This window comes from Prodigiosinella aquatilis, from assembly GCA_030388725.1.
In the GTDB taxonomy this organism is placed as follows: Bacteria; Pseudomonadota; Gammaproteobacteria; order Enterobacterales; family Enterobacteriaceae; genus Prodigiosinella; species Prodigiosinella aquatilis.
In genome coordinates this window covers 4,506,084-4,527,603 of record CP128857.1, presented here as the reverse complement: position 1 = coordinate 4,527,603, position 21,520 = coordinate 4,506,084, and the positions used below count along the sequence as shown (strand labels likewise).

21 protein-coding genes and 3 pseudogenes are annotated in these 21,520 nt (G+C 46.1%); 17 read left to right on the top strand and 7 right to left on the bottom strand.

Going from position 1 to position 21,520, the window contains the following annotated elements:
* Positions 1-40 precede the first annotated feature (40 nt).
* Positions 41-1,378, bottom strand: a pseudogene (locus tag PCO85_21135) (IS66 family transposase).
* A gap of 70 nt (positions 1,379-1,448) precedes the next feature.
* On the opposite strand from PCO85_21135, the pseudogene PCO85_21130 reads away from it, so the two are divergent.
* The 5 genes and pseudogenes from PCO85_21130 (at position 1,449) to PCO85_21110 (ending at position 5,523) form a co-directional block, all read left to right on the top strand.
* A pseudogene (locus PCO85_21130) lies at positions 1,449-1,704 on the top strand (type II toxin-antitoxin system RelE/ParE family toxin).
* Entirely contained in the window at positions 1,701-1,988 is a 288-nt protein-coding gene (locus PCO85_21125; GenBank protein WJV53616.1) for a putative addiction module antidote protein, read from the top strand. Before PCO85_21130 ends, PCO85_21125 begins: the two are co-directional and overlap by 4 nt.
* Before the next feature lie 424 nt (positions 1,989-2,412).
* Positions 2,413-3,456: a DUF262 domain-containing protein gene (locus PCO85_21120; GenBank protein ID WJV53615.1), complete on the top strand. Its 1,044-nt coding sequence runs from the start codon at positions 2,413-2,415 to the stop codon at positions 3,454-3,456.
* A complete protein-coding gene (locus tag PCO85_21115; GenBank protein WJV53614.1) occupies positions 3,449-4,573 on the top strand; it encodes a DUF3696 domain-containing protein in 1,125 nt (374 codons plus the stop codon). Before PCO85_21120 ends, PCO85_21115 begins: the two co-directional genes overlap by 8 nt.
* Positions 4,570-5,523: a hypothetical protein gene (locus PCO85_21110; GenBank protein ID WJV53613.1), complete on the top strand. Its 954-nt coding sequence runs from the start codon at positions 4,570-4,572 to the stop codon at positions 5,521-5,523. The genes PCO85_21115 and PCO85_21110 overlap by 4 nt, the downstream gene beginning before the upstream one ends.
* 18 nt (positions 5,524-5,541) lie before the next feature.
* Here the strand turns inward: PCO85_21110 and PCO85_21105 are convergent, their stop codons facing one another.
* The 4 genes from PCO85_21105 to PCO85_21090 all read right to left on the bottom strand — a co-directional run bounded on the left by PCO85_21105 (position 5,542) and on the right by PCO85_21090 (position 8,485).
* Complete coding sequence (locus tag PCO85_21105) at positions 5,542-6,681, bottom strand: DNA methyltransferase (protein WJV53612.1); 1,140 nt, start codon at positions 6,679-6,681, stop codon at positions 5,542-5,544.
* A gap of 395 nt (positions 6,682-7,076) precedes the next feature.
* A complete protein-coding gene (locus PCO85_21100; protein WJV53611.1) occupies positions 7,077-7,400 on the bottom strand; it encodes a DNA-binding transcriptional regulator in 324 nt (107 codons plus the stop codon).
* The gene (locus PCO85_21095; GenBank protein WJV53610.1) at positions 7,384-7,743 is read right to left on the bottom strand and encodes a type II toxin-antitoxin system RelE/ParE family toxin; all 360 of its coding nucleotides are present in this window, start codon (positions 7,741-7,743) and stop codon (positions 7,384-7,386) included. Before PCO85_21095 ends, PCO85_21100 begins: the two co-directional genes overlap by 17 nt.
* Before the next feature lie 529 nt (positions 7,744-8,272).
* Entirely contained in the window at positions 8,273-8,485 is a 213-nt protein-coding gene (locus tag PCO85_21090) for a hypothetical protein (GenBank protein ID WJV53609.1), read from the bottom strand.
* Between the two features lie 268 nt (positions 8,486-8,753).
* On the opposite strand from PCO85_21090, the gene PCO85_21085 reads away from it, so the two are divergent.
* From PCO85_21085 to PCO85_21055, 7 genes and pseudogenes are all read left to right on the top strand, one after another.
* A complete protein-coding gene (locus tag PCO85_21085; protein WJV53608.1) occupies positions 8,754-9,632 on the top strand; it encodes an integrase domain-containing protein in 879 nt (292 codons plus the stop codon).
* Positions 9,633-9,634: 2 nt separating this feature from the next.
* The gene (locus PCO85_21080) at positions 9,635-9,835 is read left to right on the top strand and encodes an AlpA family transcriptional regulator (protein ID WJV53607.1); all 201 of its coding nucleotides are present in this window, start codon (positions 9,635-9,637) and stop codon (positions 9,833-9,835) included.
* On the top strand, positions 9,832-10,368 hold the full coding sequence (locus PCO85_21075) for an ash family protein (GenBank protein WJV53606.1): 537 nt from the start codon (positions 9,832-9,834) through the stop codon (positions 10,366-10,368). Before PCO85_21080 ends, PCO85_21075 begins: the two co-directional genes overlap by 4 nt.
* Positions 10,361-11,245 (top strand): annotated as a pseudogene (locus tag PCO85_21070) (primase-helicase zinc-binding domain-containing protein). The gene PCO85_21075 and the pseudogene PCO85_21070 overlap by 8 nt, the downstream one beginning before the upstream one ends.
* A gap of 63 nt (positions 11,246-11,308) precedes the next feature.
* Complete coding sequence (locus tag PCO85_21065; GenBank protein WJV56164.1) at positions 11,309-12,397, top strand: helicase RepA family protein; 1,089 nt, start codon at positions 11,309-11,311, stop codon at positions 12,395-12,397.
* Between the two features lie 489 nt (positions 12,398-12,886).
* Positions 12,887-13,462, top strand: a complete 576-nt coding sequence (locus PCO85_21060; GenBank protein ID WJV53605.1) for an aminodeoxychorismate synthase component II — start codon at positions 12,887-12,889, stop codon at positions 13,460-13,462.
* A gap of 119 nt (positions 13,463-13,581) precedes the next feature.
* Positions 13,582-14,805, top strand: a complete 1,224-nt coding sequence (locus tag PCO85_21055) for an aspartate aminotransferase family protein (GenBank protein WJV53604.1) — start codon at positions 13,582-13,584, stop codon at positions 14,803-14,805.
* Between the two features lie 62 nt (positions 14,806-14,867).
* Here the strand turns inward: PCO85_21055 and crp are convergent, their stop codons facing one another.
* On the bottom strand, positions 14,868-15,500 hold the full coding sequence (gene crp, locus PCO85_21050) for a cAMP-activated global transcriptional regulator CRP (GenBank protein ID WJV53603.1): 633 nt from the start codon (positions 15,498-15,500) through the stop codon (positions 14,868-14,870).
* 322 nt (positions 15,501-15,822) lie between these two features.
* Here crp and PCO85_21045 point away from each other — a divergent pair, with 322 nt between their 5' ends.
* Positions 15,823-16,230 (top strand): OsmC family protein, encoded by a 408-nt coding sequence (locus PCO85_21045; protein ID WJV53602.1) that lies wholly within the window; start codon positions 15,823-15,825, stop codon positions 16,228-16,230.
* A gap of 141 nt (positions 16,231-16,371) precedes the next feature.
* Here the strand turns inward: PCO85_21045 and PCO85_21040 are convergent, their stop codons facing one another.
* Positions 16,372-17,331, bottom strand: coding sequence for a LysR family transcriptional regulator (locus PCO85_21040; GenBank protein ID WJV53601.1), 960 nt, complete (start codon positions 17,329-17,331; stop codon positions 16,372-16,374).
* A 193-nt stretch (positions 17,332-17,524) separates the two neighbouring features.
* Here PCO85_21040 and argH point away from each other — a divergent pair, with 193 nt between their 5' ends.
* Genes argH through PCO85_21020 form a run of 4 tightly spaced genes read left to right on the top strand, consistent with a single transcriptional unit; the run spans position 17,525 to position 21,505 of the window.
* A complete protein-coding gene (argH, locus tag PCO85_21035; protein ID WJV53600.1) occupies positions 17,525-18,952 on the top strand; it encodes an argininosuccinate lyase in 1,428 nt (475 codons plus the stop codon).
* A 34-nt stretch (positions 18,953-18,986) separates the two neighbouring features.
* Entirely contained in the window at positions 18,987-19,865 is an 879-nt protein-coding gene (locus tag PCO85_21030) for an amino acid ABC transporter permease (protein ID WJV53599.1), read from the top strand.
* 26 nt (positions 19,866-19,891) lie between these two features.
* Positions 19,892-20,656 (top strand): amino acid ABC transporter ATP-binding protein, encoded by a 765-nt coding sequence (locus PCO85_21025; GenBank protein WJV53598.1) that lies wholly within the window; start codon positions 19,892-19,894, stop codon positions 20,654-20,656.
* Between the two features lie 21 nt (positions 20,657-20,677).
* Positions 20,678-21,505, top strand: a complete 828-nt coding sequence (locus PCO85_21020; protein ID WJV53597.1) for an ABC transporter substrate-binding protein — start codon at positions 20,678-20,680, stop codon at positions 21,503-21,505.
* Positions 21,506-21,520 lie beyond the last annotated feature (15 nt).

Here is a 21,520-nt window from a genome sequence, read left to right as displayed (position 1 = left end):
CACGTTGTGCGGATAAAATAATGTTATAGACTGACCAGTATCAGTTGAAGCTATTTTCGGCGTAGGGCAACAGCTCGGCTATTCTGTTATTGGGCCAAGTGGGGAGGCGCGTTAATACGTCACGCAGCCAGATATAAGGATCGTGGCCGTTGAGTTTAGCGGTTTCCAGCAGGCTCAGGATAGCGGCCATACGTTGCCCAGCGCGCAACGACCCGGCGAACATCCAGTTTTTTCTTCCCACGGCTACCGGGCGCATGACATTTTCTGCGCGGTTATTATCTATGGGTACTCGGCCGTCATCCAGATAGCGCAGTAAGGCCGACCAGCGTTTCAGGATATAGTCCAACGCTTTGCGCAGTGCGGAGTTAGGCGCGGCCTGCGGCTGTTGCAACATGAGCCACTGATGGAAGACCTTCAGTCGAGGTTTGGCATACCGCTGTCGCCATTGGCGTTTTTTATCCGCCGGACGCTGTTTGATTTTACGCTCAAGTTGGTACAACTCACGGATGCTGTCGAGGGCCAGTTTGGCCACCGGGCTTTTATTGATGGTAAACAGTTCAAAGAACTTTCGTCGGGCGTGCGCCCAACAGCCCGCGTCCAGGGCCTGGCCGCTGTCGAACAAGGCCTGGTAACCGGCGTAACCATCTACTACCAGGGTACCGCGCCAACCATCAAGGATGTCGCGCGCATATTGACCACTGCGCCCCGGCTGACAGTCATACAGCACTATCGCCTGCTCGGCACTGTGGGTAGTCACATAGGCCCAGAGATAACCGCGTTGAGTTTTGCCTTTGCCAGGGTCGAGGATAGAGAGCGTGGTTTCATCGGCTTGCAGCACCGGATGTTGCAGCAGGTCGTGATGCAGGCGCTCGGCCAGCGGTTTGAGCGCCGCGCCCACTGCGCCGAACCAACCCGCCAGCGTACTGCGCGGGATATCAACACCGCTGCGTTGATAGATAACCTGTTGGCGATAGAGCGGCAGATGATCGAGGCATTTGGCGCTGACCACCTGCGCCAGCAACCCTGGGCCGGGCTGGCCTTTTTCGATCAGCTGCGCCGGTAGTGGCGCGCTGACCACGGTGTCGCAGTGTTCACAGCTGAACTGTGGGCGGATATGGCGATGCACGATAAAACGCGCCGGCACATATTCCAACCTTTCGCTGATTTCATCACGGATAAAGCGCAGGGCATGGCCACAGTCCGGGCAGCTATCGGATGCGGGGGCAAGGTGAATATCCTGGCGTGGTAGTTCCGGCGGCAGCGGTCGGCGTTTGGGCACGGCGGGTTTGTCGGCTTTAGGTTCGGGTAATAACGTGGCCAACTGTTGTTCAATATCGGCGGCATCAGCCTCGATATCTTCATCGAACAGTCCGCGCTGTTCACCCTGGAAGGCTTCGCTTTTACGCCAGTGGCGCTTCGGGCGTAAAAGCGAAGCCTTCCAGGGTGAACTGTTGAAAGATGCCAAAGGGAAGGTGCGGATCTTGGAACGTCTGCGTTCTGCTGAACAGGGTAACTTTGGTGATTGTGAACCTGTAGGGCAAGGCATCAGTGAGATGCGCATCCATACTGGCTGGCTACAGGGTGTATTACACACGGCGTGACAATTTGATTTATCTACTTCTAAATGGTGGTGATAAATCCACACAAAGCAAAGATATCAAACATGCCAAACAACTCCTCGAAACTCTGGAGAATAAAGAATGAAAGACCTCAACTTAGCACCATTAGATGCTGCGGATTATCTGGATAGCGAAGAGGTGATTGCTGAATACCTGAGTGCAGCACTGGAAGACCCTAATCCCGATGTTTTTTTGACTGCGTTGAAAGATGTTATCAAAGCCAAAGGAATGACTAATGTTGCTCGTGAAGCCGGAATCGGGTGCGAAAGTCTGTATAAAACACTGACACCAAGAGCGCACCCTCGGTATGAGACGATCAGCAAACTGCTAACGGTGGTGGGTGTTAAATTACAGGTGGCGTCAATTTGATGAGTTATCTAAGCTCAGCTCATATATATTTACCTAGATAAATCTAGCTTATATGGAAAAGGGACATTAAATGTATAAATACTTTCCTCCAACGCGTATTGATGTATTGAAAAAATTAATATACTTTAGTAATCAAAAAAATATTTATTGATGATTTAATGGTGCTCTATGTCTCTACCATAAAAATGTGTGGGATGAATTCTAATTGGGATTATCCACACGTTAATTAACACTTGCTCGAATACAATATTTTTATATATTTATGTACAATTAAAGAGTAGGAAAAGCAAAGCAACCTTGAGAAACGGAGCTTTGATATGGTGGCTCTTTCTGATGCTGTTAATAATACAAAACTTTTATTTTTCATTGCATTTACCTGTGATATAATGGGTGTTTATAAAAGGTTTTCATTGAGAGCAATGAAATGGATGAGATAATTGTACCATTCGACCCTTCAAAAATCAGGATGGATTCGAGAGTCCAGTCTATTTATACTCTTATGAGTCGTGTCAGGCATAACGAAATATTGACTCCTACATATCAACGGAGAAGTGTTTGGAATAACGATAATAAAAGCCGTTTGATTGAATCATTACTTGTCAGAATACCTATTCCAGTTTTTTATATTGATGCCACAGATGAAGACCGATGGAAAATAATTGATGGTTTGCAGCGAATTACTGCACTAAAAGAGTTTTTAGTTGATAAAACCCTTAAGCTAAGTGGTCTTGAATATACAACCTCCTTTGAGGGCCTTTCATATGACGAGCTCCCAAGGTCATATATTAGACGAATAGAGGAAACCGAAGTTACCATTGTTTTCATAAATCAAGGAACACCTGATAATGTTAAATTTAATATTTTCAAAAGAATAAATACAGGTGGAACTCCTTTAACTCCACAGGAGATTAGACATGCTTTAAATGATGGGAAACCTACAATACTATTAAACGAGTTAGCTGATTGGGAGGTTATTTCTGATTTTTGGGGAACTGAGAATGATAGAATGGAACTTAATGCCTTGGTACTTAGAGCATTAGGTTATTTACTTTTGGATGTAGATATAATTTTTGAAATGAAAATTGAAAATTATCTCGATGCAGCCATGAAGAAGATAAATGAATTAGATGAAGACGAAATTAGTAATATTAGAGCAAAATTTAAAAACTCCATTAATGATTTAAGAACCATTTTTGGGGATATGGTATTTAGGAAAAAGTCATCCTTGCCACAAAGAAAGAAACCAATTAACAAAAATATTTTCGAAACATGGATGGCGGTAATACTTAATATTAATAAGACACAACGGAAGATTCTAGTTAAGAGGAAAGACGAAGTTGTAGAATTTTTTGACAAGCTTCAGGATGACAGTAAATTTAATTTTGCAATATCGTCTAGAAAGCCTGAGTCTATGAGAACTCGTCATAATATGCTGATGTCAAAAATAGAGAGTATAATAAATGATTAATTCATATAAATTAAGGAATTTTAAAAGTTTTAACTCTGCAGAACTTAGTTTCACTAAATTAAATGTGTTATCAGGAATAAATGGGTCAGGCAAATCCTCTATTATTCAGTCTCTGCTATTACTTAAATCTCACTATGAGTATCAATCACCAAATTATAATGTAATTAATCTAAATAATAATTATTGCCAGCTTGGAAAAGTTCAGGATATTTTTCACGAGGGTGCAGAAGACCAAATAATTAAGTTAATCTTGAATGTGGATCATACTGAATTTTTATTTTCCTTTGATTTAGATTTAGAGGAGTTTGGTCTGGATTATTTGCAACTTAAAAATGTCACACACGAGCGAGCTGAAATTAATACCTTTTTTGACAAAGTTTACTATTTGCAAGCAAGCAGAGTTGGTCCAACTGTTTTACAGGAAAAAAACGATTATAGAGTAAGAAATCTTAGAGATATTGGTATGTCAGGTGAGTTTGTATATCATTATCTAAACATTTTTGGAAAGCAATCATTTGAAATCCAAGACAGGCTTCATATAAATGCTGTTAATAGCACTTTAATTGAAAATACTAATAAATGGTTGCAAGATATTTGTCCTGGTATATCCTTGAATACGGACTATATAGATGGTACGGATTTGGTAGGTCTAAATTATTCATTTGAAAGAAAACTGGGTATATCTAACAATTACAGAAGCACAAATGTAGGCTTTGGTATAAGTTATGTGCTACCTGTAATTGTGCAATGCTTGAAAGCTGAAAAGGGTGATTTACTAATCATCGATACCCCTGAAGCTCATTTACACCCGCAAGGGCAATCCAAGTTAGGTGAGTTATTTTCTAAGACAGCAAGTGATGGTGTTCAGATAATAGTTGAAACTCATAGTGATCATGTTATCAATGGGATAAGGAAATCAGTTGTTACTGGATTTATTGGGCCAGATGATGTTAATTTTTATTTTTTTGAAATGGTTGACTCTGGAAATAATATATCTTCCCATACAAATATTCTCTCACCTAAATTAGATGAGAATGCAAAATTCGACTTTTGGCCTGATGGTTTTTTTGATGAGTGGACTAAATCATTGAACCAAATCTTGAGGGCTCAACAATGAATAAAGATAGTATATTTCCGTTCAATGAACTTTCTTTATCTAGTTTAGATAATTCTATTTGTGTAAAATACTATTTTGATAGAATCATTTTTTTCAATAAGTTAATACGGAATGACCAAAAACTCAAAATTGCTTATCATTCATCAGTGTTAAAACAACCATGTAAGGATGGTCAAAATTTCCTTGAACACATAAATAACTCTAAACTTGAAAAGGATAATCAAGGCGTTTTATTATCTACTATTCAAGAAACTCCATTTTTGGAAGAGTTACAACAACAGACTCTTGATCATGAATTATATTTTAATGAAGATCAATCTATTGGTGGTGCATATGCTTATTTTTTGAATAATGCATTCTTATCAATCCCATCAGCTGAGGAATGGGATAAATTCAGTATAGAAATGCAAAAAAAAGAAATAAATGATAATGGCGAGTTAACTGCTACAACTGTTCAGGTTTTAAATCTTGGCGAACTAAATGCTGAAAATTATAAGGATTCTTGGGTTTTAGCTTTAATTGAAGACTCTGATATTTCAACCCCTGAGCAACTTTTTCAACGGCTAGATAGTGATTGCCAATCCATAATTTTATCTGAATGTGCAATAGATTTTATAAACAGGACTGGTGGCAATCTTAGTATTCTAAACAAAATTTATGAATTAAGTTGCCACCTTAACAGTTATTGTACTGATGTTTGGAAATTTGGGGAAATAAGACGCTCTCATATAATACAGAAAGGGGTAATGCTCAAAGATGAATCAGAACCAACAATGCAACAGTATGGAGATGAACGAATTTTCAGGAACCATGTTGGTAAGTCGCAACAATATAGACTTCATTTTAATATAACAGATAGCATTAGAGGTTATATTGGTGGTATTTCTGATGAGCGAAAGATCTTCATAGCATACTTGGGAAATCACTTACGCACTGTTCGTTTTAATTAAATTAATACTCCAATGGCACTATTTAAATATAGGGGACAAGGGAATTTTCTCTGAATTATCAATTGCTTTCATAATTAATTCTTTAACATTTTCGCTTTGGATTTCATTTAAAACTCTTGACAAATGCAATCTTCCAATAGATTCCAATGCATACGGAGTATGAGTATGAATTTTAGTATTTGGGATATTAATTATTTCTTCTGTTATTATTTTTCCAAATTTATTCTTGAATGAACGTTCTTGAATGAGTGGAATAGTAAAGCCCATTGCGATAGCTATATCTTTAACAATTTCGCCATTGTTAATTCTCATACCTAAAACATTCGAGACTTTTCCAACAATAAAAATAATTCTTGCGTCATCTTTACTCACACGACTAATCTCTTCAAGACATTTTGATATATCAAAAATATATTGAAAAACAGTGTAGAATCTGTTTGAGCGAAATTTTCTATTGGAACCTATTTCAGACTTGGCAATTTTTAAAACATCATAACCCAAAGCTTCAACATTTTTCCTATATTGTTGATGATAATTAAAAACGTTTATATAAGGTGGTGATGTAATCACCAAGCTTACTGTATTATTTTCTAATGGTAACTGTCGGCAATCAGCTTGGTAACACTGAACGCCATTACTGTTAAAAGGTAATTCGAGAATAACTTGTATATACTCATAAAAAAGTTTATCAAGGTTGTTTTTACTTTTATTATAGGGGTGAACATCTGATAGTATCAAATATCCCTCAATTAAAATTCTTAAATACTCATCATTGAGATCTATTATTTCTATTATTTCCGTTGTATAGTCGGAAATATTCTCTTCTGAAATCCTATTTAAAACAGACTTCATTATTGCTGAAAACTTATCGACTATAGTCTTCCGTGAATGATAGTCGAGATTGCTAATTTTATATATATTTGAGATTTTGCAAGCAGATGGATTAATATCGCAACCAATTGTATTTAAATTGAGTTTTGAGGCTTCATACAATACAGTCCCACTTCCAGAGAAGGGGTCAAGAACTATGTCACCATTCTTAGAGTAATTCTTTAGCAATGCCTCTATAAATTGTGGGGAAAATTGCCCATTCCATTTAAAAAGATTACTTCTTATCTTTTTGTTGATATCTAATAATTCTTGGGCAATTGCATTCATATTCTTAAAATTAATAACCACAGGAAATAATTTTTTACTATACCATATTTAATGGTTTTCTGCTAGACCAGCCTGCGACATTCGTTAGACTCTCTTTTTATGTATATTTTTATTATTTTGAGCCTATTCCAATTGAGCCTATAATCCATCATAAATTAACCAATCCGCTTTCATATTCAGTTGATGTCCATTTTAGAGTTCTTCCACACTCTTATAGACGTTCCCTATTGGGATCGGTTCTAAAGCGTAAGTTATTTTTAACATATATAATTTCCATAAAATTAATTGAAGACTTTTATTAGTATGTTTTAGGATACGTTCCTTACTGACTTTATTAAAGATAACCCTATAATAAAAATCATCTTAATAAGTCATATCAATTTACTCTTAGTGAGTCAAACCAGCACCTTCAACCCATGCTTCTGCACCACGGTAAGCAGTTTCAGCGATAACCCGCTGGGGCGTTTTACACCACTTTCCCATTTTTGCACCGTTGAAACACTGGTATTCAGGTAACGGGCAAAAACCGGTTGGCTGACGTTCAGCTTCTCACGTAGTGCTTTTATTTCTAGCGGTTGAAGATCATCCACACTATTGATGCAGGCTTTGTCAAAGTTTCTCATCGTTTCCTGTGGGATAGCGTCGACGCTGAATAAGCCAGAAGCCGCGCTGTGGATAGCTTCAAATGCAGGACTCTTGAATTTACTTTTTGCGGTCATGGCAAATCTCCACCAGTTCTTTATGCTTAATCAGTGCCGTAATCTTTTCATCGGCAAGGTTGGCATACTGCTTCGCCAGTTCGCGGAACCCGGCCAGTTCACGATCATCAATGTTCGCCATATCCTGCTTGGCATACAGGAACGTGTAAAACCAATGTTCCCCGCCTTTCGCCAGTATGATGGCGCGATCTCGGTTTTGGTTAAGACGTTTCTTGTAAACGCCGCCGCCGAGATCATCAGCTTTCCCCTGAGTTACCGCCTCAATGGCCTGACATAACTCACTATCCTTGATAGCGTGGGATTTAGCCGCCTTAGTAAACCATTTGGTTTTGAATACACGCATCAGGCCAGCATTCCATACCTTTAACTATAGCACTTAGTGCTAGATTACTCCCTTTTGATGAATATTCAAACTACTTGAAGTCTGCAAAATTCCGTCGTATTTTTATCCGAGTAATCCGTTGTCTTAGACAACTGCCAATGTTTCCAGTGTCAGGATGATACGAGTGACCTGAGAGAAACGCCTTCGGGTGGTCACACTGCTAAAGTCATAAGGAATGAAGCGTGGTCTGAGACTGACGCCTTCGGGCGACCACACCGGTACTCTTCCGTAGCCTGAAAGGAAGAGAGCGTGATGAAGAAGCGCGGTAAATCTGCTTACCTTCTGCAAGCAGATGTCGTCAGGGCCGCTATGAGCGTGACGATGAAGGCTACTACTATACCTCAAGCCCAACTATTGCTGTGGGCCTCGCTATACCCAGCCAGAGAGCGGCCTCCATACCGTAGGGGACTGGCCTGTAGCTGCAACGTTATCGTTGTGGTGATTTCACTTCATAGGCGGCTTAAACAGCGCTTACTTCTGTAAGTTCACGCTATCGTGCAACTTTAGCTTTATTCGTCTCAATGATTTGCGTCTGTGCGTGTGAACGTGCTGGCTGCGCGCTGCTATGCCGTAAGGCATCGGCTACGCGCCTGCCCGCATCGTCTGCACCGGCGTCACTTTTTCCGTGCCAACGGATGAAAGTGACGCCGCAGCCTATGGGCACGTCAGCCCCTGAGACAAGCAACTTCAACCACTGCGTCATGAATCTGACACACCTGTTTGTGCCGAACTGATCGCTTTTTTTTTTTACAGGAGATTGAACCGATACCGAGGCAGGCCCAACGGCCTGAGGGGAAAACCTGCAACCGCAGGCGGTCGCACAGAGTGCATAAACCGACACCCCGCAATACCTCAACCGCTGCCCGCTCTGGCGCACAGGTATCGTTCAAGGCAGGTCAATTCCCATTGTGTCTGCCATTTCCCCAAGCGCCAGAGAAAAGCAGCAGGTTGAAATTGTAGGGAGAAGTTGCATGAGTAAATTAAGTCGTGAAATGACCACACTGGCTAAACAGGCCGGTGGGAGCTACAAAACAGTTCATGATCGCATCCGTATTATGGACAGGCTCTGCCGTCACTTGCTGGCGCTGAATATTCAGGTGCGTGACATCAAGTACCTCAAAGCCAGACATATCGAAAGTTATGTCGCTGAGCGCTTGTCAGAATGCATTGCCGTTCGCACGCTTCACAACGAAATGGCAGCGCTGCGCACAGTGCTCAGGCAGGGAGGACGGGAAAAGCTCGTCGCTTCTGAGCGCCTGACGAATAAAACACTGGGACTGGGTGGCGCAAGCCGTGCGGGTACAAAGTTTGCCATCCCGGATGCGCTCTATCAGTCTGTGCTGAACACTGCCCGTCAGGACGATGCCGGTCTGGCCTGTGCACTTCAGCTTGCCCGGTTGCTGGGGTTGCGCTCTCAGGAGACGGTGCAGTGCGCCAGTTCGTTGAAAACATGGGAAAAGCAGCTTGAACTCCATCAACAAACGCTCACTGTGGTATTTGGCACCAAAGGCGGCAGGCCACGTGAAACCCGGATTATCGATCGCGAAGCCATTCAACGAGCAGTGAAAGCGGCGCTAAAGGTGGCTGAGGCGCGTAACGGCAGGTTGATCGATAAACCCGACCTGAAAACCGCCATGAACTTCTGGCGCACACAGACCACCCGATTGGGGCTGACCGGTCACTATTCTCCGCACAGCCTGCGCTACGCATGGGCGCAGGATGCAATCCGTTATTACCTGTCACAAGGATTTTCCCGTAGTGAAGCCAGAGCGTTAACGTCAATGGATCTCGGCCATGGTGATGGCCGGGGCCGCTACGTTGAACGCGTTTACACCCGGAAGGAGGATTGATCATGGCAGATATCACGTTAATTCGCTTATCGGGTGTGATGAAAAAAACCAGCCTTAAAAAATCATGGATTTACCTGCTGATGAAGCAGGGGGAATTTCCTCAGGCGGTCAAAATCGGTTCCCGTTCGGTAGCGTGGGTGGAAAGCGAAGTGAATGACTGGATCGCTGCACGCGTCAGCCAGCGCGGGGAGGTTCAGCAATGATGCATTGTTATTTTTTTCTGGCGGGCGATTTACGATATACTGCTGATGCTGCGGCAAAATCCGTAGCCGGAATTGGCGTTCCGACACTTACCACGTTGCCTAAAAGACACGGATTTATTACGTGTCTTTTATTAGGCGATGCCTGCGAATACCTGTCAATGGTGGCTCAGGCGGGGGCTCCGCAAGGAGCGCCGGGCTACGTGGTAACCGGTTACGCCAACCCCGTCTGGGCTACCACCATAGAGGTTGGCGTCTCAGGTGGTAGTGATACCCTGCTTACCACGGAGGCTGCCTTATGGCTACGACCCTTCCCTTTCTATACCCGCAATCTTTCTTTTTTTCTGCGGGGGTACATCATGTATGACCCCATACCGCTTACGCTGGAAGAACTCGTCGATCACTGTCGGGCGCTGGCCTATGCCATCATCGAACTGGAAAACGCCCTCGCTAAAGAACTGTTGATGTTTATCTTGTGGGAGCGTCTGAATCAGTTAAATGACACACTGGAAGCGGAGGTATCTGACGATGAGTAAATTCGTTTCGGATATTACCGCTCAGTCCCGCTACTGCTGGTCGTCCATTCTTGCAGCGCTGGATATTTCGGTGCCTTCCGGTGGGAAACATGGCTCCTGTCCTGCCTGTGGTGGGAAAGATCGTTTTCGTTTTGATGATAAAGAGGGACGGGGGACGTGGTTTTGTAATCAGTGTGGTCATGGTGATGGCCTCGACCTGATAGCACAAGTCAGACACTGCGACCTGCCAGCCGCCGCAAAACAGGTGGCCAGTCTGACATTACCCACGTCAACAGCGCCAGCCAGGAAAAAGGCCACTGGCCGCCCGCCTCTTGCGGATAAAATCAAGACAATGCTGAACCATTCAAGTAATGGTGAAAACGTGTATTTGAAAACGAAAGGGCTCTCCACCACTCTCCCATGCCTGACCGCGCAGCAAAAAACGCGCATTAGCGGTATCACGTTTGATGGGGGAAGCCTTCTGTTAGCGCTGCACCGCGTTTCCGGTGAGCTTACCGGCGCACAGTTGATCAACGACAACGGAGAAAAACGCCTGCTGCCTGGTTCACAGTTGAAAGGCGCCTTCATCGCGGTACATTATCCGAAAGAGCCGGACACTATTGTGATCACCGAAGGGTACGCCACCGGCCTGACCATCAGTCTGATAACCACGGCGGCCGTTGTCGCGGCGGTTTCTGCAACCAACCTGATAAATGTCGCTAAAGCCTTACGCAACGAGTATCCCAAAGCCACCTTTATTTTGGCGGGCGATCATGATGTCCATGCTGACGGCGCGACCAATATCGGCAAAGAACAGGCAGAAAAAGCCGCGCTGGCTGTGGATGGCTGGGTTTCGTTACCACCCACCACAAGGCTCTGTGACTGGGATGATTACCGCCAGCAATATGGGCTTGAGGCCACAAAATCCGCCTTCAACAAGCAACGTTATCAGCCCGATACCATGCATACCCCTTTAGTCCGCATCGATACTGCTACATCCGCGTTCAACACCTCATTACCCCTGCGCAAAGGCTCTGACGGTTTTGATACGCGGCAGGATTATCTGATTAAAGGCTATCTGCCGAGTTCGTCGGTGGCCAGCGCTTACGGTGCCAGCGGCTCGTATAAGTCTTTTCTGGCGGTGTCATGGGGATGTCATATCGCCACTGGCAAACCGTGGGCGGGCAAGCCAGTGACGCAGGGGGCGGTGATTTATGTCGTCGGTGAAGGCGGGATTGGTGTTCCCCGTCGTATCCGGGCATGGGAGCAGACGCTTAACGGCGGTAGCCCAATTGATGCGCTTTACCGTGTCGATTGCCCGATTTTTCCGGCCAGCCCGGAGAGCGTGCAGCAAGTGATACAAGCCGCCCGCGATGTGAAAGTCGCCTCCGGTATGTCGGTTCGCCTGATTATTCTGGATACGCTGGCCCGCTGCTTCGGGGGTTCGGATGAAAATGCGGCTAAAGACATGGGCGCATTCATCCAGGGATGCGATGCTATCAAAGCGGCAACACAGGCCACGGTGCTGATTATTCATCATTCCGGTAAAGATCAGGACAAAGGCGCACGAGGCTCCAGTGCCTTCCGGGCCGCGTTGGATGTGGAATTTAACGTGCGCCGTGAAGATGATGGCGGCGCGTTGATCCTCAGTTGCACCAAGATGAAAGATGCAGAAGAGCCGCCGCGTCGCGCCTATGACCTGAATGCCGTTGATCTGTACGTGGATGATGATGGCGACCAGATCACCTCGCTGGTACTGAACGATGAAGGCCGTGAAGTCAGAGAGGATGATGTTGGCAACGATCCTGATTTAGCCGGTATTTCTAGGCTGACAGAAAACCATGTCGCCTTATGGCAGGCCATTCGTTCACGCACGGCCAACGGCGAAGGCTGCACCCGTTCATTAGTACGAGACGATATGCGGGCAATGGGCTTTGATGTGAACAAGAAGTTCACCCGATGGTTGGACAAGCTGGAAAAAGATGGCCTGATCGCCTTTGAAGGGGAACGGATCACGCCGTTATCGCAACGGAATAAGATGGGGGATTAAACGGGGGAAAGTGGGGGTGAACGGATAATGCGTCATCCTATCCGGCATTTTCCCCCATTTCCCACGCATATGTAGACGCGAAGTGGGGGAATAACTTAACTCACTAATAAATAATTACTTTTAATCTAGCCATGAAAATCAGGTGGGGGAAGCCGTGATCCCTGAGCAAGTGGGGGAAAGGTGGGGGATGGTTTTCTGTTCCCGATCTGGTGAGTTATGGAAAAATCACCCACATAAGAAAGATGAGCGCCAGCCCCTCCCAAAAAAGGGGCTGGCGCGATGTGATGGGTTCCGCCGTATGGTCATAGGTATCTTTAGCGTTTTGTTAAAGTAAATTTCTTGTCATCCCTTTCATGCTGGAGACAGGTACAATGGCTTTTACCGCTTTAGCCCATAAGCATGTATCGAAAAAAATTGCGGGTATTCTTGCGGGTATGAAAAGAAAGATCAAATAATATTTTGATTGTTTATCAATAAGTTAGGTTTGATATGCTGCTATTAATCGATAACTATGATTCCTTTACCTATAACCTGTATCAGTATTTCTGTGAATTGGGTGAGGATGTGCTGGTAAAGCGTAATGATGAGCTGCAAATAGCAGATATTGAACGTTTAGCACCGCAGAGGCTGGTGATCTCACCTGGCCCTTGTACACCGGATGATGCTGGCATTTCACTGGCGGTTATTCGCCATTTTGCCGGTAGACTGCCGATTCTGGGGGTCTGTCTTGGTCATCAGGCGCTAGGGCAGGCATTTGGTGCGCGGGTGGTCCGTGCCCGGCAGGTAATGCATGGCAAAACATCATTAATTCAGCATACCAATGTGGGAGTGTTCACCGGGTTGGCTCAGCCGTTGACCGTCACGCGTTATCATTCACTGGTGATTGATAAGGCTTCTCTACCCGACTGTTTCGAGATTACCGCCTGGAGTGAGCATCAGCAGGGAATGGATGAAATCATGGGTATTCGTCACCGTTCTCTGCCTCTGGAAGGGGTGCAGTTTCACCCGGAAAGCATCCTGAGTCAGCAGGGGCATCAGTTACTGAAGAATTTTCTTGGTTTATAGTCATATAGTGGATAATTTTTCTTTCCGGCAGATTAATGATTGCCTCGTTGTGATTTTTTATGCATATTTATTGACTATATTTTCATTCAAGGTAGTGAGATATTGAGGTGGGGAAGCAGATGGCAACAGATAAAATGGCGGTAACAAGAGACACTCACAATAAAGTAATACTTCCGGTTTATGCACCAGCGCAGTTTGTGCCGGTTAAAGGTAAGGGAAGCCGGGTTTGGGACCAGCAAGGTAAGGAATATATCGATTTTTCTGGTGGGATTGCCGTGACAGCGTTGGGGCATTGTCATCCTGCGTTGGTTGAAGCACTCAAGCAACAGGGGGAAACTCTGTGGCATACCAGTAATGTTTTTACCAATGAACCGGCTTTGCGGTTGGCAAGCAAGCTTATCAATGCGACGTTTGCAGATCGGGTCTTTTTCGTTAATTCCGGTGCGGAAGCTAATGAAGCGGCTTTCAAGCTGGCTCGCCACTATGCCATCAAGCGTTACAGCCCATACAAAACCAAAATCATCGCGTTCTATCATGCATTCCATGGCCGCACGTTATTTACTGTGTCGGTAGGGGGGCAGGCGAAATATGCGGATGGTTTCGGCCCGAAACCAGCAGATATTATCCATGTGCCGTTTAACGATCTGGCTGCTGTCAAAGCGGTTATGGATGACCACACCTGTGCGGTGGTGTTAGAGCCGGTGCAGGGCGAGGGTGGCGTCATCCCGGCAACGCCGGAATTTATAAACGGTGTGCGGGCGTTGTGCGATCAATATCAGGCGTTGATGGTATTTGATGAAGTTCAGAGTGGAATGGGGCGCACCGGTAAGCTGTTCTCTTATATGCATTACGGTGTTCAACCGGATATTTTGACTACGGCCAAAGCGTTGGGCGGTGGTTTCCCGATTAGTGCAATGCTGACCACCGAGGAAATTGCTTCGGTGATGACGGTGGGGGTTCACGGTACCACGTATGGCGGTAATCCGTTGGCCTGCGCGGTGGCGGAAGCAGCGCTGGATACGATTAATACGCCGGAGGTGCTGTCAGGTGTGGCCGAACGTCACGATCGTTTTGTGGCAGCGCTGAATACTATCAATGCGGAGTTCGGCATTTTCGACGAGATTCGTGGTCAGGGACTGTTGCTGGGCGTGGCGCTAAAACCGGAATGGCAGGGTCGGGCTCGGGATTTCCTGACTGCTTCGGCTGAGCATGGCCTGATGATTCTGGTGGCCGGGCCGGATGTGATCCGCTTTGTACCTTCATTGGTCATTGAGCTAAACGATATCGATCAAGGCATGGCGCTTTTCGCCAAAGCGGTGGCACAGGTCGTCAACAGTCAGTAAGCCGTCTTTAGACAAAACGAAAAGAGCGTGCCACGGCACGCTCTTTTGTTATCTGATATGGGTTAGCGGGTGCCATAAACCACGATGGTTTTCCCATGGGCAGAGATAAGATTTTGATCTTCCAACATTTTCAGTATACGGCCTACTGTTTCGCGAGAGCATCCCACGATCTGGCCGATTTCCTGGCGGGTGATCTTAATCTGCATGCCATCTGGGTGGGTCATGGCATCAGGTTGTTTGGCCAGATTAAGCAACGTCTGAGCAATACGACCCGTTACGTCCAGGAAGGCAAGATTGCCCACTTTTTCTGACGTTACCTGTAGACGGTTCGCCATCTGGGCAGATAATCGCATCAAAATGTCAGGATTAACCTGAATCAGCTGACGGAATTTTTTATATGAAATTTCAGCAACTTCGCAGGCAGTTTTGGCTCTCACCCAAGCACTTCGCTCCTGGCCTTCTTCAAACAATCCGAGTTCACCAATAAAATCCCCCTGATTAAGATAGGAGAGAATCATTTCTTTGCCTTCTTCATCTTTGATCAGCACTGCGACAGCACCTTTCACGATGTAGTAAAGCGTTTCTGCTTTTTCACCTTGGTGAATAAGCGTGCTCTTTGATGGATACTTGTGAATATGGCAATGAGAAAGGAACCATTCAAGAGTCGGGTCTGTTTGCGGTTTGCCGAGAACCATTCGCTGTCATCCTCTGTTGTAATTCACTGCGCAAATCACAGGGCTCAGAGTTCCCTGTACGGCGTGATAACATAGTTATAATTCAAATTCCGTGTAGGCGGAATGACGTCAGGGAATATAATTAAGTCTTTATCGAGTGACGTCATGATCTGCTCGTTTTTTTGCTTTGGCTCGAAATAAGCAGATTCAGGATTCGTTTGTAACACAGGTTGCACGTAGTGTCTCGTGTTGTCTCGCTTCAGCATGACTAAGCTCTGATTATCAGGCTTTTTTGTACATAAGCGATGTAATATTTCAAAAATAGTTGATTGAGGGTGAGTTTATGCAGGCGCGAGTGAAGTGGGTTGAAGGCTTAACGTTTATCGGTGAATCTGCCTCCGGACATCAGGTATTAATGGATGGCAATGCCGGTGATAAGGCACCAAGCCCGATGGAAATGGTGCTGATGTCTGTCGGTGGGTGTAGTGCTATAGATGTGGTTTCCATTCTGCAAAAAGGCCGTAATGATGTGATGGATTGTGAAGTCCGGCTGACGTCGGATCGCAAAACCGACGCTCCCCGTTTGTTCACTGCCATCAACCTGCATTTTATTGTTACTGGTAAAGGGCTGACCGATAAGGTCGTGGAGCGAGCGGTTTCCCTTTCGGCTGAAAAATATTGCTCTGTCGCGTTGATGCTGGGTCAGGCGGTGGACATTACCCACAGTCATGAAGTGCGCGACGTGGCGTAAAGCTTTAATAGCCGTGAGGTGAGTATATCTCACGGTTGTCAGTGGCACGCGCTGCTGTTTGAGGTGGTGCCGTAGTAAGTGCTGATGTAGCGAACACGTAGTATCGAAAATGATTGGCAGGCACCAAAATAGTGCATGTAGTTATGATTCACTCTGGATGCCCAACGCGTCCATAAATAATTTTATGATCGTATTTATTCTTTTCCCTTTTTTGATAATAAAACAGAATCGGGTGAAAATGGTTAATGATTCTAAAGTAATAGGTCGTAGTAAATTTTGTTCAACATACCTTTCTGCATAATGGCAAGGGAGATAGCCAATAAAATGGCCAGTCAGAATGAGCATGGCGACAGATTCAATTTGCACTGCCTGAATATTGCTATTCTTGAAATTAAATACTTTATTTTTATGATGTATGCTGGCGTAACTATGATTAATGACTTTAGCATTTTTCAGCATATCAATAGTGATATCCAAGTCATTTAAATGGAAGAATTCATGCTCGTTACTACAATATATTTGTGACTCTTCCTGATAGAGAAAATAATATTCAAACTCGCTTTTTTCTTCATAAACCGGCGCAATAGCGCACGTTAATCGACCTTCGTTTAATCCTCTCTCAAGATTGTCGAGCTGTTCCGTTTGAAGCCTGATGTTCAGTTTTGGTGCGATGTGAGCAAGTTGGCGCACCGCTTTGGTGATGGGCGATTGGCGGTCGGTGATGGTGTTATCAATCACACTGATATTGATTTCACCGAGGATTTCATTACGGCTATTTTGCAGACGATCGCGGAATTGATTGATGGAAGAAAATAGCTCCAACGTGGCCTGATAGACGATACTGCCATATTCGGTAAGAAAAAAACCATCACGCCCACGGCTGCATAGTGTCATCCCAAGGCGAATTTCCAGATCAGAAACCTGTTTACTTATTGCTGCCAATCCAATGTTTAATTCATGACTTGCAGAAGTAAAACCTCCGGCTTCGACAACACTTTTGAATACGCGTAATAGCTTTAAGTCCACATTATTGATGCTTATTTGTGAGCTTTCATTTTTTTCTGCTAGTAGGTTTCTGAAATCGGAAAGTTTACTTTCCATAATTGGTATTTACCTCCCGATGTTTTTTCAACAAATATGATGTTCGACGGATTTAATATTATTTGTTGAGATTCATCACTATCGGGCAATAAGCTTTTATTATTATAGAGCGATTCCCCAAATATAAAATTTCTTTCTTCATTTCATTCTCGGAAAAGAATAACGCATTCAATATGCCAGCATGAGGGTTGTTATGTCCAACAGTTCTGAGCTTCTTTGGGGAGCCCGTTTTAAAAGTGCGCCTGCGGCAGCACTGACCGCGTTATCCCGTTGTCCCGATAACTATTTTTCACTCACGCCTTACGATATTGCCGGGTGTCGTGCCCATGCTCATGAGTTGCAGCGTGCCGGATTACTTACGGATGATGAAACGCTCAGAATGATCGCTACCCTGGATACGTTGGACGACGAGTTTCGTCAGGGGACGCTCCAGCCCAGTCAAAATGATGAAGATGTTCATACGTTTATCGAACGGGAACTGGTGGTTCGTCTGGGCGAGTTGGGTGGAAAACTGCGTGCCGGACGGTCCCGGAATGATCAGACTGCTAATGATTTACGCCTGTACCTCCGCGATCATGGCCGTAAAATCGTTGCCGACCTGCTGCAATTGCAGGCGGCATTAATCAAACAGTCTGAGGCACATATACAGACTCTGGCGCCTGGGTTTACCCATTTGCAGCAGGCGCAGCCCATCGTTTTTGCCCATCAGTTGATGGCGCATGCTCAGGCCTTCTCCCGCGATATTCAGCGCATGCAAGATTGGGACGCGCGTTGTGCGTTATCTCCGCTGGGCGCGGCGGCCATGGCAGGCTCGGCTATTGCCATGCATCCTGAACTGTCGGCCCGGGAATTGGGGTATCTGGCACCCTGTGAAAATTCCATTGATGCGGTCGCCAGTCGTGACCATGTGGCCGAGTTTCTGTTTGTTACCGGCATGCTGGGCGTCAATCTTTCCCGTTTAAGTGAGGAAGTGTGTTTATGGGCCTCGCGGCAGTTCCGCTGGGTGGAGATTAATGACAGCTATGCCACTGGCAGCTCGATTATGCCGCAGAAGAAAAATCCCGATATTGCCGAATTGTCGCGAGGTCGCAGCGGTCGCTTGATTGGCAACCTGATGGCCATGCTGGCGACAATGAAAGCTATGCCGCTTTCCTATAACCGGGATTTGGGTGAAGACAAACGCAGCGTCCTTGACTCGGTGGATACGCTGCGTCTGGTCCTACCCGCCATGTCCGGCATGATCGAAACCATGAGCGTGAATGTCGATCAACTTCTGCATCAGGCTCCAGACGGTTTTACGCTAGCAACCGAAGTGGCCGACTGGCTGGCAAAACGCGGCGTTCCTTTCAAGGAAGCTCATGAAATTACAGGAAAACTGGTCCGTCTGTGTGAAATACACGCTTGCCAGTTATGGGAGGTCAGTGATGAACAGCTGGCTGACGTGGATACCCGTTTGACCGCTGATGTCCGTACCTGTCTGACCCTTGATGCCGCAATCGCTGCTCGTGATGGTTATGGCGGCACCGCACCTCTGCGGGTCAATGAGCAGATCGAGCGGCTGAAGTCTGTAATGCAATCACAGTCGGCGTGGGTCAGTGCCTATCGTGGCCTGGTTATTTGATGTTTATCTCTTTTACCCATGACTGGAGCCTGGTATGAGCACCTCGCAACGCTCGCAAGAGCACTCTGAGTATTCGCACCGCGAGAAATATGTCGACCTCAGCCATTATGAATATGTTCCGCGCCGCTATTACGGCCGGATCATCGCTACGGTCATTATCGTCTTACTGCTGATAGCGTTGGGTCACTCGTTTTCACAGGGAAATATTGAGTGGTCCTATGTTGGGAAGTTCTTTACCGCCAAAGCCATCCTTGATGGGGTGGTCAACACGCTGATCATGTCGATACTGGCGATGGCGCTGGGTATCGTGTTCGGGGTGATTGCGGCGATTATGCATATGTCGCGCAATCCGGTGCTGCACTATGTCTCTGTCGGCTATACCTGGATTTTTCGCGGTACGCCGCTGATCCTGCAACTGTTGCTGTGGTTTAACCTGGCGCTGGTTTTTCCAACCATCGCTATTCCGGGTCTATTCAGTGTTGAGACAGTAAGTGTGATGACGCCGTTCATGGCCGCGTTGTTGGGGTTGAGCATCAATCAGGGCGCTTATACCTCGGAAGTGGTGCGCGCCGGGTTGCTCTCTGTGGACATTGGGCAATACGAAGCAGCCAAATCTATCGGTATGCCACACCTGCAAGCGTTGCGTCGGGTAATTTTACCGCAGGCGATGCGAGTAATTATCCCGCCAGTGGGTAACGAATTCATCAGCATGATCAAGACCACCAGTCTGGCCAGCATGATTCAGTATTCAGAACTGCTCTATAACACTCAAAACATCTATTACGCCAATGCACGGGTGATGGAACTGCTGTTTGTGGCTGGTATTTGGTATCTGATTATTGTCACCATCCTGTCGTTTGGTCAGAGCTTGCTGGAGCGGTACTACTCCCGCGGCAGTAGCCGTCGTAACTGAATTACGCGATGAAAGAGGATAGCGGGATGAGAAACATTGTAAGAGCCGTCAACGTTAATAAGTATTTTGACCACTTTCACGCGTTGAAAGATATCAATCTTGAAGTGAATTACGGCGAAGTGATGTGCATTCTGGGGCCGTCTGGTTCAGGGAAAAGTACATTCCTGCGTTGTATCAATCAGTTGGAGGAAGTTGATACCGGCGCTATCTGGGTCGATGAGGAACTGGTGGGATATCGGGTTGCCGGTAAAAAACTCTACCCCCTTAACGACCGGCAAATTGCCCGTCAGCGATTGCATACCGGCATGGTGTTCCAGCGTTTTAACCTGTTTCCCCATAAGACTGCGTTGGAAAACATTATCGAAGGGCCTTGTCAGGTACTGCTGCGCCCGCGACGGGAAGCTACCGAAGAGGCAATGGCGTTGCTCGATCGTGTCGGACTGGCACATAAAGCGAATGATTACCCGCAAACGCTCTCCGGCGGGCAGCAGCAGCGTGTTGCCATTGCCCGGGCGTTGGCGATGAAACCGAAGTTGATGCTGTTTGACGAGCCGACATCGGCACTGGACCCCGAAATGGTCGGTGAGGTGTTGGCTGTCATGCGCTTGCTGGCCAAGGAAGGCACAACCATGGTTGTGGTCACGCATGAGATGGGATTTGCCCGTGAAGTGGCGAACCAGATCGTGTTTATGGACGAAGGCTGCATTATTGAACGTGGTGCCCCGGAAGATGTGCTGCTCAATCCGCAGAATCCACGTATGCAGAATTTCATTTCTGCCATTCTCCTTTAACTTTCACCAAGGGTAATACTCATGAAAAAGCTCGTGCTCTCTGCTGTTGCCGTGTCGGTTTTATTCAGCTCTGTCACCTGGGCTGCGCCATCGCTGCCCGCTGATATCAAGGCCAAAGGGGAATTGACGGTGGCAATTATGCCGAATTATCCGCCGATGGAGTTCAAAAATCCCGCTGATAACCAGTTAACTGGGGCGGATTACGATCTGGGCAATGCGATTGGTAAAAAGCTCGGGATTAAGATCAATTGGCAGGAAATTGGCTTTGAGCAAATGATCAATGCGGTGGCAACCAAGCGTATCGATATGATCATGTCTGGAATGACCGATACCAAAAAGCGTCAGGATGTCGTGAGTTTTGTCGATTATTTCACCACCGGGCCACAGTTTTATACCCTGGCTTCTCGCAGTGATATCAATACTGCGCTTGATTTGTGTGGAAAAAAGGTCGGCTCCAGCCGACGCACCACCTTCCCGGCGGAAATCGCCGCCTGGAGTAAGGCACATTGTGAAGCTGCGGGTAAACCCGCGATTGTGGTGGTTGGCGCGGAAGGTACGGCCGATGCCCGTTCCCAACTGCGGCAGCATCGTCTGGATGGCGTGGTGCAGGGCAGTGAAACCATTCCCTATATCATGAATCTGGAAAAAAACACCTATAAGCCACTGGATAAGGCGTTTTCCTTCCAATACACCGGTATTGGTATCGATAAAGCCAATACCCAGTTGGTCAGTGCCGTTCAGGGCGCGCTTGACGAGATGATCGCCGATGGCAGCTATCTGACGATCCTGAAAAAATGGGGCCTGCAAGATGGTGCTGTCAAGAACGCGACGGTGAATCAGGGTCGCTAATACACGGGTATTGTC

What these genes read in the sequence shown, in the direction of transcription:
- argH (WJV53600.1), top strand. Translation starts at nt 17,525, where the DNA reads ATGTCCAACAGTTCTGAGCTTCTTTGGGGAGCCCGTTTTAAAAGTGCG.
- PCO85_21080 (WJV53607.1), top strand. Translation starts at nt 9,635, where the DNA reads ATGGCAGATATCACGTTAATTCGCTTATCGGGTGTGATGAAAAAAACC.
- PCO85_21115 (WJV53614.1), top strand. Translation starts at nt 3,449, where the DNA reads ATGATTAATTCATATAAATTAAGGAATTTTAAAAGTTTTAACTCTGCA.
- PCO85_21055 (WJV53604.1), top strand. Translation starts at nt 13,582, where the DNA reads ATGGCAACAGATAAAATGGCGGTAACAAGAGACACTCACAATAAAGTA.
- PCO85_21065 (WJV56164.1), top strand. Translation starts at nt 11,309, where the DNA reads ATGCATACCCCTTTAGTCCGCATCGATACTGCTACATCCGCGTTCAAC.
- PCO85_21110 (WJV53613.1), top strand. Translation starts at nt 4,570, where the DNA reads ATGAATAAAGATAGTATATTTCCGTTCAATGAACTTTCTTTATCTAGT.
- PCO85_21045 (WJV53602.1), top strand. Translation starts at nt 15,823, where the DNA reads ATGCAGGCGCGAGTGAAGTGGGTTGAAGGCTTAACGTTTATCGGTGAA.
- PCO85_21120 (WJV53615.1), top strand. Translation starts at nt 2,413, where the DNA reads ATGGATGAGATAATTGTACCATTCGACCCTTCAAAAATCAGGATGGAT.
- crp (WJV53603.1), bottom strand. Translation starts at nt 15,500, where the DNA reads ATGGTTCTCGGCAAACCGCAAACAGACCCGACTCTTGAATGGTTCCTT.
- PCO85_21105 (WJV53612.1), bottom strand. Translation starts at nt 6,681, where the DNA reads ATGAATGCAATTGCCCAAGAATTATTAGATATCAACAAAAAGATAAGA.
- PCO85_21030 (WJV53599.1), top strand. Translation starts at nt 18,987, where the DNA reads ATGAGCACCTCGCAACGCTCGCAAGAGCACTCTGAGTATTCGCACCGC.
- PCO85_21090 (WJV53609.1), bottom strand. Translation starts at nt 8,485, where the DNA reads ATGACGCAGTGGTTGAAGTTGCTTGTCTCAGGGGCTGACGTGCCCATA.
- PCO85_21095 (WJV53610.1), bottom strand. Translation starts at nt 7,743, where the DNA reads ATGCGTGTATTCAAAACCAAATGGTTTACTAAGGCGGCTAAATCCCAC.
- PCO85_21040 (WJV53601.1), bottom strand. Translation starts at nt 17,331, where the DNA reads ATGGAAAGTAAACTTTCCGATTTCAGAAACCTACTAGCAGAAAAAAAT.
- PCO85_21125 (WJV53616.1), top strand. Translation starts at nt 1,701, where the DNA reads ATGAAAGACCTCAACTTAGCACCATTAGATGCTGCGGATTATCTGGAT.
- PCO85_21025 (WJV53598.1), top strand. Translation starts at nt 19,892, where the DNA reads ATGAGAAACATTGTAAGAGCCGTCAACGTTAATAAGTATTTTGACCAC.
- PCO85_21075 (WJV53606.1), top strand. Translation starts at nt 9,832, where the DNA reads ATGATGCATTGTTATTTTTTTCTGGCGGGCGATTTACGATATACTGCT.
- PCO85_21100 (WJV53611.1), bottom strand. Translation starts at nt 7,400, where the DNA reads ATGACCGCAAAAAGTAAATTCAAGAGTCCTGCATTTGAAGCTATCCAC.
- PCO85_21085 (WJV53608.1), top strand. Translation starts at nt 8,754, where the DNA reads ATGAGTAAATTAAGTCGTGAAATGACCACACTGGCTAAACAGGCCGGT.
- PCO85_21020 (WJV53597.1), top strand. Translation starts at nt 20,678, where the DNA reads ATGAAAAAGCTCGTGCTCTCTGCTGTTGCCGTGTCGGTTTTATTCAGC.
- PCO85_21060 (WJV53605.1), top strand. Translation starts at nt 12,887, where the DNA reads ATGCTGCTATTAATCGATAACTATGATTCCTTTACCTATAACCTGTAT.